General features: G+C 62.5%; 11 protein-coding genes. 3 read left to right on the forward strand and 8 right to left on the reverse strand.

Going from position 1 to position 14,393, the window contains the following annotated elements; translation table 11 throughout:
* Positions 1 to 71: 71 nt before the first annotated feature.
* The 8 genes from DOD19_RS18405 to DOD19_RS18440 all read right to left on the reverse strand — a co-directional run bounded on the left by DOD19_RS18405 (position 72) and on the right by DOD19_RS18440 (position 11,136).
* Entirely contained in the window at positions 72 to 2,981 is a 2,910-nt protein-coding gene (locus DOD19_RS18405) for a TonB-dependent siderophore receptor (protein WP_112187081.1), read from the reverse strand.
* Positions 2,982 to 3,131: 150 nt separating this feature from the next.
* On the reverse strand, positions 3,132 to 4,304 hold the full coding sequence (locus DOD19_RS18410; RefSeq protein ID WP_112187083.1) for a substrate-binding domain-containing protein: 1,173 nt from the start codon (positions 4,302 to 4,304) through the stop codon (positions 3,132 to 3,134).
* Positions 4,305 to 4,360: 56 nt separating this feature from the next.
* On the reverse strand, positions 4,361 to 5,833 hold the full coding sequence (locus DOD19_RS18415; protein WP_239498034.1) for a substrate-binding domain-containing protein: 1,473 nt from the start codon (positions 5,831 to 5,833) through the stop codon (positions 4,361 to 4,363).
* A complete protein-coding gene (locus DOD19_RS18420; protein WP_112187085.1) occupies positions 5,830 to 6,750 on the reverse strand; it encodes a hypothetical protein in 921 nt (306 codons plus the stop codon). Before DOD19_RS18420 ends, DOD19_RS18415 begins: the two co-directional genes overlap by 4 nt.
* Before the next feature lie 76 nt (positions 6,751 to 6,826).
* Positions 6,827 to 7,702: an ABC transporter permease gene (locus DOD19_RS18425; RefSeq protein WP_112187087.1), complete on the reverse strand. Its 876-nt coding sequence runs from the start codon at positions 7,700 to 7,702 to the stop codon at positions 6,827 to 6,829.
* Complete coding sequence (locus tag DOD19_RS18430) at positions 7,699 to 8,529, reverse strand: ABC transporter ATP-binding protein (protein ID WP_112187242.1); 831 nt, start codon at positions 8,527 to 8,529, stop codon at positions 7,699 to 7,701. The genes DOD19_RS18425 and DOD19_RS18430 overlap by 4 nt, the downstream gene beginning before the upstream one ends.
* Positions 8,530 to 8,543: 14 nt before the next feature.
* Entirely contained in the window at positions 8,544 to 9,545 is a 1,002-nt protein-coding gene (locus tag DOD19_RS18435) for an ABC transporter substrate-binding protein (protein WP_112187089.1), read from the reverse strand.
* A gap of 226 nt (positions 9,546 to 9,771) precedes the next feature.
* On the reverse strand, positions 9,772 to 11,136 hold the full coding sequence (locus DOD19_RS18440; protein ID WP_112187091.1) for an ATP-binding protein: 1,365 nt from the start codon (positions 11,134 to 11,136) through the stop codon (positions 9,772 to 9,774).
* A gap of 190 nt (positions 11,137 to 11,326) precedes the next feature.
* On the opposite strand from DOD19_RS18440, the gene DOD19_RS18445 reads away from it, so the two are divergent.
* The 3 genes from DOD19_RS18445 to DOD19_RS18455 all read left to right on the forward strand — a co-directional run bounded on the left by DOD19_RS18445 (position 11,327) and on the right by DOD19_RS18455 (position 14,387).
* Positions 11,327 to 11,857 (forward strand): hypothetical protein, encoded by a 531-nt coding sequence (locus tag DOD19_RS18445; RefSeq protein ID WP_112187093.1) that lies wholly within the window; start codon positions 11,327 to 11,329, stop codon positions 11,855 to 11,857.
* Positions 11,858 to 11,893: 36 nt separating this feature from the next.
* On the forward strand, positions 11,894 to 12,934 hold the full coding sequence (locus DOD19_RS18450; protein WP_112187095.1) for a hypothetical protein: 1,041 nt from the start codon (positions 11,894 to 11,896) through the stop codon (positions 12,932 to 12,934).
* Between the two features lie 94 nt (positions 12,935 to 13,028).
* A complete protein-coding gene (locus DOD19_RS18455) occupies positions 13,029 to 14,387 on the forward strand; it encodes a TolC family protein (RefSeq protein WP_112187097.1) in 1,359 nt (452 codons plus the stop codon).
* The last annotated feature ends 6 nt before the right edge of the window (positions 14,388 to 14,393 follow it).

Here is a 14,393-nt window from a genome sequence, read left to right on the forward strand (position 1 = left end):
TGACCTGAAGATTCGTTCAGGATCGGGCTTGGCAAACGTGAAATGCACGTACGTCTGCCACGGCCGGCTGATTACAGGTCGAACTTGACGTTGAACTTGATGGTGCGGTCCATGCCGATGCCGTACGTGCCGGTCGTCACGGAATTCCAGTAGCGCTTGTTGGCGAGGTTGTCGATCGCGAGTTGGAATGTGGTGCGGCGGCCCTGAATGCGCGTGGTATAGCTGGCGCCGATGTTGTACAGGCTATAGCCAGGGATATAGCCTTGGTCCTGTGCGTTGACGGGCCGTTTGGAGATCAGCGCAACGCCACCACGCAACGTTAGCCAGGGCACGGCAGCAGGGCTGTACGACACGCCGAGGTTGCCGGTCCAGTCCGGCGTGTTCTCTGGTGTCATGCCGTTGATCAGGGGCTGGTTGGGGGCTTCCTGTCGAGCTTTCAGCCGCAGTACGGCGGCATGGAGCCGCCAGGCGCGATTGATCTCGTAGGTTGCTGTCGCCTCGACACCTTTGTACGACAGGTCACCGTTGTAGCCGAAGATGTTGGTGACCGGGTCGGTAACGGCGTTGCCGCGCGTGATTTCGAAATACGATGCGCTGACCGACAGCCCCTTGAAGAACGAATCCCGGATGCCGAATTCCTTCTGCTTCGAGATGGCCGGCGCCAGGATCACGTTCGCGTTTGCTGCATTCGCGGGCGCTGTGCCACCGGCTTCGAGACCTTGCATGTAGCTGGCGAACAGCGTGGTGGTGGGCAGGACGTCAAACAGCACGCCATACGCCGGCGAAAACACATGGTTCTGCGAGGTGATGGAGCCGGATTCTTCCGTGTCGAGCACCTGGCGAGCGCCCACCAGCAGCTTTAGCCGCTTGGTGAGCGCGATCGTATCGTAGGCGTACACGGCTTCGTCGGTACTTGTCTGCGAGGGGCTGGTCACTCCGGGCTTGGTGTAGACCGGGGGGGGCAAGACGATCGGGTCAAAGATGTTCTGGCGCTGCGGCAGTGTCATGTTCTGCACGTCGGCCGCCAGCGAATAGCGTGACGTGCGAGAGACGCCCAGGGTGAGGTCATGCGTGATAGGCCCGGTGGCGAAATGGCCAAGCACCTCGGTGCGGATGAAAGTGTTGCGATATTCGTTGGTGACTGGCTGCACGTTAACCAAGCCGTTGGCACCGGTGTTCAGGTCGTAGCCCGAGATGCGAACGGTGGTGCGGTGGCGGTGCGAGCCCGAATAGCCGAGCTGGGTGAAGACTTTCCAGTCGTCGCTGATCTGGTAGTCGGCGCGGCCCTGCCAGTTGAAGGTTTCGGGGGTGTACAAGTCCCACCGCCCCGAGAGCAGGTTGCGCGGGTCCGGTACCGGCGTGATCGGCACGACGCCGTTGACGGCCGGCTTGAGCGAGATGCCGGCTTGCTCGGGCACTTGGCGGCGGTAATACTCGAAGTCGCTCTGGAACGTGAGCCGGGATGTGGCCTTCAGGTCCAAGCCGAGGCTGACGAACTCGCCGTCGCCACCCAGGTCGTGGACGCCGTTCTCGTAGTGCGTGGCCGACGCGTTCAGGCGCACGCCAAGCTGCTTCTGCGGGCCATAGCGTCGACCGATGTCGACGCTGCCTCCGTATTGTCCGAACGCATTGCCCGCCAGGCCGAACGTGGTGACATCTTGCTCGCCCGCGCGCTTGGTGACGAAGTTGATGATGCCGGCGGGGCTGGCGATCCCGAACATGAGCGCGTTGGCGCCCTTGAGCGTTTCGACGCGCTCCTTGTTCTCGGTCGGGTTGGTGATGACGCCGGTCACCGGCAGGCCGCCGTCGAGCCGGTAGTTCGAGAACAAGTTGAGCTTGATGCCGCGAATGGCGAACGCATCGTTGGCGCTGCCAGACGAGTTGGTCGACACTACACCGGCCACGTTCTTGATCGCCTCTGAGTACCCTTCCTGCGTCTGGCTCAGCGCGTGGCCGGACGATACCTCCTTGGTCATCGGCAGGCTTTGCTCGTTGGCTAGCTCGGGCTTGTTGTATTCCTTGATGGCGTCGTTACGCGGCGCCACGCCCGCGGCAGCGTAGGGGGCATCCAGCCCGGACGCGATTGAAATGCGCTCGCGCAAATCGTTGGCGATGCGCTCGGCCTGCTTGCGCAACGCCTCCGGATCGGTGCGGGAGGAATACGGAAACACGACAGCCAGTATGCCGATTGTGGTTCCCACCGCGTCCTTGACTGGTACCTTCCATTCATAGCGGGCGCCACGTGCATCGACAGCGCCGTGTGGGGTGCCGCTTTCAATGACGGCAAGATCACCGGGCTCCGCCGGCTTGCCATATCGGCCAATATTGGAAGCGATGATGGGGTAGCCCGGGTCCTTCGATGTCCGTGCGTGCAGCGCCAGAACCTCCACCCCGGGATACTTTTCAAGCGCGTCGTCAATCAAGAACTGCGCGTAGGACTCGGTGGGGATGCGTTCGTCGAGCTGCATCGGGGCTGTCAGACTCTCCGGGTCGAGAATGCGGCGGCTGAGGTCATTGCGGTATTGCGCAGCCTGACGCAGGAGGGCGTCTTCATCGGTACCGGGCGCATAAGGGAATGTCAGCTCCGCAATGCCAATGGGCCGCCGGGCAATGTCGAACAGCGGCAGCGTGACCTCGACGTTCTGGTCACCCTTGCGGTTGACCTCGACCATCGCCCGCCCGGTGCGGAACACCACCACATCTTCGGGGCTGGACGCCGTGCCCACGAGTGCGGGCGTCTTCGATGCCACGATGGTGCTCCGCGATGCATCGGGCACGGTCGCGTGCAGATCGATACCGATCAGCTCCGGATGCAGGCGTGCGTAACTGTCGACGAGATACTGCGCATAGGATTGCGCACCGTCCTTGCGATCGACCCGGCTGTCCTGCGCGCTGGACGCTTGTGCGTCCGCGGCTAGCGCCCGCATTTGCGGGATCGCCAACAGGATGGCGAGGGCCAGGGTTGTCTTGGCCAGCTTCATATTGTCTCCACCTTTATTTTGCCCGGCCTGTCATGTCGGCCTGGTGCGCTTGAGTACTGCCCGTACTGCCTGACCGATGCCGCCGCGTTTCTCCTTGCCCTTTCTCGCTGGCATGCGGCATCGGCCTGCTTCAGCAGATGTGTTGCTGCATCAGTTGACGCGACCCTCCACCAAAGCGCGCGCCGCGGTCACCTGCGATGCGCGCAGCGGTACGTAGCGCGCATGGTCGAGCACCACCTGTTGCCCCTCGCGGCTGAGCACGAACTTCAAGAACTCCTCCAGCGCGGGGGGCAATGCCTTGCCCGGCACCTTGTTGGTATTGAAATAGGTCAGTCGGCTCAGCGGATACGTGGCTCGTGCGACGTTCTCGTAAGTCGGGGCCTGCGGCGTGTCGCCCGCCTTCTCGACCAACGGCACGAGCTTGACGGGGGCATCCATGTAGGCCATGCCCGAATAGCCGATGGCGTACCGGTCGGCTGCAACGTCCTTAGCCATCGGGAACACGACTTTCTCGAACTTGATGCCGTCGCGCCATTCGCCGCGCTTGCCCTCTGCGCTCAGCACCCGCTGGCGCACGAACTCTTCGAAACCATTCCAGGGGTGGATGCCATACAGGTTGATCGGCTTGTCGGCCCATTCGCCAGTCAGGCCCAGATCGCCCCATTTGGTGATGGCAGAACCCCCACGGGCATGCGTGGACGAGTACATCTGATCGAGCTGCTTGAAGGTGATTTGCTCGATCGGGTTGTCCTTGTTGACGAAGAACGCGACGGTATCAAGCGCACCAAAGTGGCGGTACGAGCCGCCCGAGATCGGCACGCTCAGTGGGTCATAGTTGAACTTCGCCTTGAACTTGTTGATGTCATCCGGCTTGAGCTCGCGCGAGACAAAAACGAAGTCCAAGTCACCCTTGATCAGCTCAATGGCTCCCAGGCTGCCCGCATATGGCGGCGAGATCGAGATGTTGACGTCGGGGTAGTAGCTCTTGAACTTCTCCATCCACTTCTGTGCCAGGACCACCATCACGTCGGACGCCGCGCCCTTGAAGGTGCCGCTGATCTTGATGTCGCGGCGCGGCTGATAGGACGGGAGTTGCGCGTCCAGCGTCGGCTGCAGGATTTCGGGCGCCGGTAGATCGCGCCCGTGTTCCACACCCGCCTTAGCCTGTGCTTCAGTCTGCGGCTTGTTTGTTGGGGTGGTCGGCGTGACCCACGTCAGCATGGGGGTCGTGCCCTGTTGTGCCTGGGCGTGGGCCGGTACGAGCGCCGCCAGCGTGGCCGCAGCGGCCACCACCGTAGTCGCAAACTTGATGGATTTCCTCATGGTCGTGGTCTCCTCACATGTTGTCGTTCTATAAGTGTTTGTGTTTGCTTTCCAACTCACCGCAGCTTGGCAAGTTCTTCCTTCACTTCTTGTGCTGTCAGGGGGTAGTACCCGGAATACAGAATCGGCTCTTGCCCCTGCCGGCTGAGCACGTAGCGCAAAAACTCTTTGGTGGCTGCAGGTAGCGGCTCGCCTGGGTTACGCCGTAGGCGGATATACATGTACCGCGTGAGCGGGTAGCGACCACTCGATGCGGTTTCGTGCGTTCCGGAAACGGCCTGGCTGCCTGCATCGCGCGCCACCGGCACAGTCTTGAGGCCAGGGCCACCATCCTCGAAGCCGCCAAAGCCCATGGCCGCCGTGTCGGCTGCGATGGCTTTTGCGGTTTCGGCCACGGACGCCTCGTGCACGCTATTGCTCCAGGCGCCGCCCTTAAGCGTCATGATCTGCATCGACATGGCGTTCGGCGTGATGAGGGGGGGTACGTCGAGCTTGATCGGCCGATCGGCCCATTCGCCTGTCAGCCCAAGTTGGCCCCAGCGCGTGATGGTGGGTGCGTGGCCGAAGATCGCGGCCAGCTGCTGCATCGTGAGGCGTTGAATCGGATTGCTTGCATTCACGAAGACCGCCTGCGCTGTGGTGCGCTGCTGGGTATCGAACCCGCCGCGTGCGACACGGATCTCGAACGGCTCGCGACCGGTATTCAGTTGCGTGAACGATGCCTTCTCATCAGGCCAGAGCTCGCGGCCCATGGGGGCCAGATCGGTTTCGCCGGCCATCAGGGCGTGGAAGCCGTTCAGCGTGCCGAGGTGCTCCCAGCGGTCACCCTTGCGAACGCCAGGCTGCAGCGCGTGAAAATCGTGCATCCAGCGTTCCATCAGCGATTTCATGCCGTCACTGCCGATGCTGCGGATCTCGCCCTTGATCGGTGGGCCTGCAACGTAGCGGGGCAGTGCAGGGTCGAGCGTGGCGCGGTAGCCGTCCAGCTTGGGCCGCTCCTGCGCGATGTCGTCGGCGGGCAGCGGTGCAAATCCTGGCTGGCGCGCCGCGATCTGCTGTCCCTCCGGACTTAGCGCAAAGCTGACGAACTCCAGGACGGCAGGTGGCAACGGCGAATCCGGTCGCTTGTTGAATGCCAGGAAAACGGGTTTGCCGTCGCGCAACGCCACGCGTACGAGCACTGGGGCCTTCATCATGTCACCGGCGAACTGGTGGGCATAGGGTGCGAGTTCGGCTGGCAGGGGCGGGCGCGTCATTGGCGCGACGTCTGCGAGTTCAAACATCAGCGCGCCGATTGCGGCGGCATCGCTGACATGCTGCCAACGCGTGCCGCGTGTGATGCTGGGCTGCTGCTGGTGCAATGCCTGCAGCCACGCGTTCATCAACGGGCCCATCTCGCTGCTGCCGATGCTGGACACCGTCTCGGTGCCGGTCTGCTGTGCAGAGACAGCGGCGGTTGCACAGGCAGTGCCGGTCAGCAGGGTTGCCACCAGCATCGGGCCCAGCGCGCCTCTAAACTTCAGCATCATGGATCGATCTCCTCAAGCGCCGGCGTTGCAGCAACGCGGGTCTGCAATTCGTCGCGCAGTGCTACCGCGTGGGCCGCCAGGGCTTTTGCATCCTGGCCGCTACCGTAGGCGTAGCCGACGTTCAGCGTGCCGATCGCGACGCCGATGCGATTCCGGATCGGCAGGTCGACGCCAAAGCGCTTGCCGTTCGAATACACGCCGGTGATGGGTGCGGTGGCGTCCAGCACCTTCATGTCGTCCGCATCCGCCTTCTTGCCATGACGGCCGAAGGTGGAGCCCAGCAGGACCAGGTCGCCCTTGGGTTGGACCCGCGCGCGCAACGCCAGCACCGTCACTTCAGGGTGGCGTTGAAGTGCTTCTTCAACCAGGGTCTGCGCGCGGGACTTGGTGGTCACCAGCGGTGTGAAGGGGTAGGGGTCCATCAGGTTGGCGAGACTGAGGATGCGTCGCGAGAGGGCGTCGCGGATGACGCCGGCAATGCGCTCGAATTCAGCATGGTTGCCACCGACCGGATACCGCCAAACTAGGCCGAGACTGCCAACGGTCTGGCCGCCGACATCGTGCAACGGCAGTTCGATTTCGATGCGCTTGTTGCCCTGATCCATTGCTACGTGTGGCTTTCCGGTGGCAATCACATCAAGGTCGTCGGCATCGGCAGGTTTGCCGATACGACCGATATTGGAGGCAATGACGACGTTGTCGGCCGCATTGGGCGGGGTCACGTGCATCACCACGGCCCGGAGATCGGGGTGCTGTGCGACGGTGCGGTCGACGAGTTCCTGTGCGTAGCTTTTCACCGGAAACGACGCCGGCAGCTGCGCAAGCGCTGCCGATGCGCCAACGAGCGCCAGGGCGGCAACGGCGCATTTCGGGACCCTTGCGGCCAGAACTCGGGTTCTTGTTTTGTCGATCTTCATGATGAGGTCTGTTGGTTGGACGCTGACCGAAAACGGGGAGGCGGAGTTCACTGGTCTTCAGAGAACCCCACTGGACTCAGTGCGTGTCCTGCAGCGGCGCCGGGCGCCACTTGGCCAAGCGCGTTTCCACCATCGTCATCAGGTATTCCGCCGCCAACGCCACGACCATGATGATGACGATCGCCGCGTACATCCCGGCTGCGTCGAACGAGCCTTTCGCGATATTGATCAGCAGGCCGATGCCGTAACGTGCGCCCACGAACTCACCGACGATGGCGCCGACGATGGCAAAGCCAAAGCTGACGTGCAGCGAGGCGAAGATCCAGCTCATGGCCGACGGAATGACCACCGAGCGCGTCAGCTGCCAGCCGCGGGCCCCCAGGATCTGGGCGTTGGCCAGCAGGTTGCGGTCGGCTTCACGCACGCCTTGGAACGCGTTGGCAAACACCACGAAGAACACCATCACGAACGACAGCGCCACCTTGGAGGTCAGACCCAGGCCGAAGATCATGATGAAGATCGGGGCCAGCACCACGCGCGGCACCGAGTTGATCACCTTGATGTAGACCGAGAACACATCAGACAGCATGCGGTTGCGCCCCAGCGCGATGCCCGCGATGATGCCGGCCACCGCGCCAGTGATGAAGCCGAGCATCGACTCTTCCATGGTCACCCAGAGGTGGTACCACAGCGGGCCGTCGGAGGTGCCTTCGGTCAGCCACGTGTAGAGGCGCGAGACGATTTCCGACGGCTTGGAGAAGAAGAACTCGTCGATCAGCTTCATGCGGACCAGCACTTCCCAGCCGCCCAGGAAGACGATGAGAATGAAGTACCGCCAGAAGTAGACCGTCTGCTTGCGGCGCTTGGCGCTGCGCGCGGCCGCGGCCTCGATCTGCGCCTCGGACGGGACCGACACGCCGATCGGGGACTTGAGCGTGGCATTGCTGTTCATGCTGCCTCCTTTGCAACGCGCGCTTCTTCCTGCGAGGCACCACGTTGTACTTCTTCACGCAGGTCATTCCAGATGGTGCGTGAGATATCGATGAAGTGCTCGTCGTAGCGGATTTCACTGGCGATGCGCGGGCGCGGAATGTCGATCGGGTAGACCGACTTGACGGTGGCCGGACCGGACGTCAGCACATACACCTTGTCTGCCAGGGTGATGGCTTCCTCCAGGTCATGCGTGACAAACACCACCGACGCCTTCGATTGCGACCACAGGCGCAGCAGCTCGTCGTGCATGAGCACGCGGGTCTGCACGTCGAGCGCCGAGAAGGGCTCGTCCATCAGTAGGATCTGCGGGCCATTGATGAAGGTCTGCGCCAGCGAGACGCGCTTGCGCATGCCGCCCGAGAGCTGGTGCGGGAACTTGGTCTCGTGCCCGGTCAGGTTCACACGCGCCAGCCATTGGCGGGCGCTGGCATACGCTTCCTCCTTTGGTACGCCGCGAAACAGCGGGCCGGCGACGACGTTGTCGATCACACTGCGCCAAGGGAACAGCGCATCGGTCTGGAAGGCGAACCCGATGCGGCTGTCAATGCCGTCGATCGGGCCGCCAAACAGGCGCACCTCACCGGCGGAGGGTTTGGCCAGGCCGGTGATGAGGTTCAGCGTGGTGGACTTGCCGCAGCCGGTCGGGCCGACAACGGCAACGAACTCGCCGCGCTCGACGGTCATCGTGAAATCCCGGATGGCCGTCATCGACTTGCCGTCGGGCGTCAGGAAGCGACGGCTGACGTTGATCAGCTCGATGGCTGGATTGGAGGTGGTCGTTGCCATTGCTGCACCCATGATCACTTCACCTTCGCGACAAACTCGGTCGTGTAGGTCTTCGAGAGGTCAATCTTCTTGCCCTTCAGGTTCGGCGAGAACGAGCCCAACACCGACAGCACCGTTTCCGGGCCGCCCTTGGGCATGACGCCGTCCGTGGTGAACATGGCCTTGCCGCCTTCCAGGGCCTTGATGTAACCCGCCTTGTCACCCACGTAGAAGTCCTTGGGCATCTTCTCGGCAATCTCGGCCGCGCTGTGCGTGTTGATGTAGCGCAGCGTCTTCACGAAGGCGTTGGCGAGCTTCTGCACGGTGGGCTTGTTCTTCTCGACCCAGTCCGTCGGCATGTACAGCGAGGCGGCCGGATAGGTCCCACCCAGTGCTTCCTTTGTCTTCTCGGCCGTGCGCAGGTCGACCAGGACGCGTGCCTCGCCAGTCTTGAGCAGGCGAGTGACGGTCGGTTCAGTCGTCATGCCGGCCTGGATCTTGTCTTGTTGCATGGCCATGATGAACGTTGTGCCAGCGCCCACCGGCAACGATGTGAATTGGCCGAGCGGCACGCCAGCCTTGACCATCATGTACTGGGTCAGGAAGTTGGTGGACGAACCCAGACCCGTCACGCCCATCGTCTTGCCCTTGAGGTCGGCCATGCTCTTAACCTGTGGCTGCTTGCTCGACACCAACTCGACCTCGCCAGGTGCATGGGCCATCTGCACGACCGACTCGATGTACTTGCCTTTGGCTTGCAGGTCGACGCAGTGGTCGTAGAAGCCAACTACGCCCTGCACAGCACCAGCCAGCATCTCGTTTTCGGCATCGACGCCAGCACCTTCGTTGAGCAACTCGACGTTCAGGCCTTCGTCCTTGAAATAGCCCAGGCCTTCGGCCAGCTTCGCGGGCAGGTAGATGATCTTTTCGTAGCCGCCGACCATCAGGGTGATCTTGTCGGCGGCCTGGGCGGCGGGAGCCGCTGCAAACATGCTTGCGATGGCGGCAGACAGCAGGAATTTGTCTCGAGTTTTCATGAAGTTCTAGGTCCGAAAGTTGCAGGGGTCATGTGCTGGCCGGGCTATGCCGACCGTGGCTACACAGTAGTGACCGAGCCTTGCTCGAACGTGAACTCTTCCTGAAAGAGCGTTCAGGTCGCAGGGATTGCGGGGTGGTGATTTCCCCAAGTGCGCAGTTGCAAGTCGATGCGCAAAGCTTTGCGCTACGAATGAGGCAGGACGCGGGCGCCGATCGCCCCGGCAGCTATGCGGCGGGCGCTGCGGGAATTTCGATCACGACACGCAGACCGCGGCCGACATCGAGGCTGGTTGCCCAGATCTTTCCCTTGTGCATTGCCACAATACTGCGGCAGATGGCTAGGCCGAGGCCGCTGCCGCGCTGATCTTGCCCAGGTGAGGGCAGGCGCACGAACCGTTCAAAAATGCGCTCGCACTCCTCGGGAGTGAGGCCGGGGCCCTCGTCGACCATACTGACGCGCCAGGTCCCAGAAGCCAGTGTCGAGTCGACGTAGATCACACCACCCGGAGGGCTCACTCTCAGGGCGTTGGTCAGCAAGTTGAGCAGAACCTGCCGGATGCGCGGTCCGTCGATGTTGACCTCGCCTTCGCCGCGGTGCGACCAAGCGAAGACCTTACCGCTATGTTCGGCCAAGGCGGACGCGTCCTGGCCGAATGCGCTCAGCAGTGCAGCGGGAGCCTGCGCCCGAAGCTCAACGAGCACCGCACCGGCGTCTGCGCGAGAGAGGAACAAAAGCTCATCAATGATCCGGTTTACACGGCCGAGCTCTTCCAGGATGACGGCCACCGAATCCATCTGCTGGGGTGTCAAACCATCGCTGACCAGCAGCCGCTCGGCGTGAAGCGCCACTAGGGACATGGGCGTCTTCAGCTCGTGCGACGCCTCCGCCGCGAAGCGCCTGATCTCGGAAAACGACATTTCGAGGCGATCGAACATTTGGTTCAGGAATGCCGACAACTGTGCGATCTCGTCTTTCACGTCGCCCACGGGAATGCGTTGACTGAGATCGTCGGAGCGGATGCGGTTGGCGGTGGCCTGGATGACGCGAACTGGATGGAGGATCAAGCGGCTCAAGCCGTAGCCTACCGCCACGCTGATCACAAGCGCCGTGCCCAGCAAGCCGAAGAAAACCTGCCGATAGCCGGCCATCAAGTCTTTGACCGGTGCCAGTGGTGTCGCCACGATGACATCGAACGGAGCGAGCTGGAACTCGCTCACCCGCACCTCGCCGATGGTGTCGATGCCGATCGAATACGCGCGTTCCCCCGCGATGTCGGGAATGGACTGCCCATGCAGGTTGCTCGACTTGAAAAACCGGTTCGTCATCGGGCCATGCATGTCGATGTAGAACAGCGACGACGCCGATTCCGTGGCTTGGCGGATGCGGTCGTCGATTTCCGGCGGCGTCAGCTTGGCGTAGTCCCGGCCGAGCGTGGCTTTGAGATGCTTGAACTGGGCCTCGTTGAGCTCATCGAGCTGCTTGATGAGGTAGCGGTCGAGCAGGAAGTGGCCGGCGATGAAGAGGCACGCGAGTGTTGCCGTGACGGTAATGGCATACCAAAGGGTGATGCGGCTGCCGATCGACTTCATGCGGGTGCTCCAGACTCATAGCGATAGCGCGGGAATCGCGTTGTCTTGAGGATGCTATTCGATCCCGCACCGGGCTTGCTGAATGAATTTTAAGGATCACTACAGGAAGCGTACAGAGTCCCCCCCTAGACTCGCCCCACGCTTCCACAGATCGGATGCGATCAATGACATCTCAAGAACGGAGACACCCATGAGCAAGTTCTTCAAGTTGGCGCTGGCAACAGCACTTACCGGCGCGGCCGCTTTGAGCAGCCTGCCTTCCTGGGCGGACAAGAACTGGACGCCACCGTCCCACAAGATCTACGGCCAGCAGCTGTCTGACGAGACGATGTCGAAGCACCCGGAGCTGCTGAGCATCACGCTGCACGGCGTACCGCCGGGCCAGGCCGATGTCTACACGATGTTCGCGGGTTCCTACCCTGACCGTATCGGCAACGCTGATGATCCGGATGACATCGACGTCTCCAAGAAAGGCATCACCATCGTAGACCCGCGCTGGCACCGCACCCAAGACAACCCGAAGAAGTTCGTCGTGCTCATGCCCATGCGCGATGCCAAGGGCAGCAACATTGGTCTGGTCGTTTACGCCTTCAAGAACCCGCCGGCGAACCCGAACACCAGCAGCCAGGAAATGGCCTTCCTGAAGAAGTCGAACGCGCTGCGGGATGCGCTGGCCAAGAAGATCCCGAGCTACGACGCCCTGTTCGAGCAGGCTAAATAAAGCGGCGCACCGCACTTGCGAAGGTAGAAGACCCCTATGAAAGCGAACATTCGCACGGTCGCCACTGTCCTGGCGCTCGCAGCATCGACGTTGCTGTCCAACGTTGCCGTGGCGGGAGAGCCGCTGCGCCTGCTCAGTCGCACCGATCTTCCCGGGTACGACGGTGATTTCGACCACTTCGGTGCCGACGTCAAGGGCAATCGGCTGTTTCTGGCCGGCGAAGACGGCGGAACATTGGAGGTCTTCGACCTGCGCAGCGGCGCACATCTGAAGACTGTCAAGGGCATGGAGACGCCGCATGCCATCCACTACGAACCGAAGACCAACCGGCTGTTTGTCAGCAACAGCGGCGCGACCCTGAGCAAGGTGCTGGATGGCAAGAGCTACGCGGTGACCGGCACGATCAAGCTGACACCGGGTGCAGACGTCATGAGCTATGACGCCTCGTCGCGCCGCCTGTGGTTTGTCACCGGCGGAAAGAACGCACCAACCAAGATGACCAAGACGCTGGTGACGCAGGTGGACGTCGACTCGGGCAAGACCCTGGGCGAAACCGCATTCGACACTGACTTCACAGAAGGCATCGTGGCGGAGCAGGCGGGGTCGCGTGTGTTCGTCAACGTGGCCGGCAAGGGTGAAGTTGCTGTGCTCGACAAGAAGACCGGCCAGCCGCTGGAAGCCTGGCAGATCAAGGAAGGGAAAGACAACTCGCAGATCGACCTTGACGAGAAGAACAAGCGGTTGTTTGTCATCACGCGCAAGCCGTTCAAGCTCGTGGTGATCAACACTGAAACGGGGCAGTCTGTGGCGAGTTTCGATGCGCCGGGCCGCACCAACGGCATGATGTTCGACGCAAAGAACCGGCGCATCTACGCCGCCGGTGACGACTACGTTGCCGTGTTCCAGCAGCACGATGCTGATCACTATGAAGAGATCGCGCGCGTGCCTTCGGAAAAGGGCGCGAAGACAGCATTCCTGGTGCCCGAACTGCATCGGCTGTACGTGGCCGTTGGCGGCTCCGCGCAGACCAAGGCCGGTTTGCTGCGGTACGAAGTGATGCCCCGCGACGCGAAGTAGCGTCGGTCGTGCCGGGCGCATTGCAGCGTGACCACGCCGGTCTGCCGCACTGCGCCTACAGCACGCCTGTCTTGCCTGTAATCGAGCCTGCGCAATGCTGCGACGTCGTCCCCGCTTGTTGGCACAGATCGTCCTCCTGTCTCTGGGCGTCGCAGCCGTCCCGGCGCACGCCATCGACTTGGTCGAATCCTGGCAGGCCGCGCGCGCGAACGATGCCGCGCTGATGGCGTCGCAGGCCGCGCTGCGTGCCGCCGAAGAAAAGGTCACGCAGGGCGACGCGCTGATGGCCTCGCATGTTGACCTTGCGGCCAACACGGGGCAGGCGGGTCAGGACTATCGGCCGGGCGTGCAAACCGCCTCGCATCCGGCGTCCTATACGAGCGGCCGCAGCTACGGTACGAGTGTTGTCTGGAGCAAGCCGTTGTACGACGCGAGCGCGAACTTCGCGCGAGAACGCCTGTATCGCGAAGCCGAACAAGCGCGGATTCAGTATCGGCAGATCGAGCAAGATTTGATGCTCCGGGTCGCGCGCAGCTACTTCGACGTGCTGGTCGCCCGTGAGAGCGTTGCGCTTGCCGATACCCAGGCGCAAGCCATCGGAGAACAACTCGCGCTGGCCAAGCAGTCGTACGTGCTGGGCTTGAGCACGGCGAGCGATACCGATGACGCCCAGGCACGGCACGACAGTGTCATGGCCGCGCAGATTGCCAATGCGAACGATCTCACCAACAAGTCGGATGCGTTTGCCGTGCTGACCGGGGTGGATTCGCAGCACCTTGTGCCGATCTCACCGGGCTTCTCGGCGACTGCGTTGCCGCCGGGCACGCTGGATCTCTGGCTTGACCAGACACGGCGCGGCAATCCCAATGTTCGCCAGCTTGAGCTGGGCGTGGAGATCGCCGAGCTGTCCAGCGACCAGTACACCTGGCGCGGTGCGCCGGTTATCGCTGCGGTGGCCAGTGTGGGACGGCAATACGAGGCGGGCAGCATTTCGACGTCCGGTGGCCGTGATGCCCTCACGGCCGGAAGTATCGGTCTGCGCCTGACGATTCCGCTCGTCGATGGCGGAACCAGGCAGTCCTTGTTACGCCAATCGATGGCGTTCAAGGATCAGCAACGCTACGCGCTGGAAGCGGGCCTGCGCGAAGCGCAACGTGCCACGCGCCAGTTCTTTGCCAGCCTTCGGGATGGTGCTCAGCGCATTCGGGCGCTGGACCGCGCCCGGGTCTCTGGCGAATCATCGGTGCGATCGAGCAAGGTGGGCCAAGAGGTGGGCGTGCGAACCATCATCGACGTGCTCAACGCCGAGCAGAACTACTACCAGACGCTCTACAACCTCACGTCCGCCCGTTCCGACTACCTGTTTGCGCGCCTGCAACTGGCCGCCTCAGCCGGCGCGTTGGACGACGCGGTGCTGGCGCAGGTCAATGCGGCGCTCAATCCAGCCCAATGAGAAGCG

Source organism: Ralstonia sp. GX3-BWBA (assembly GCF_003290055.1).
Classification (GTDB): domain Bacteria; phylum Pseudomonadota; class Gammaproteobacteria; order Burkholderiales; family Burkholderiaceae; genus Ralstonia; species Ralstonia holmesii.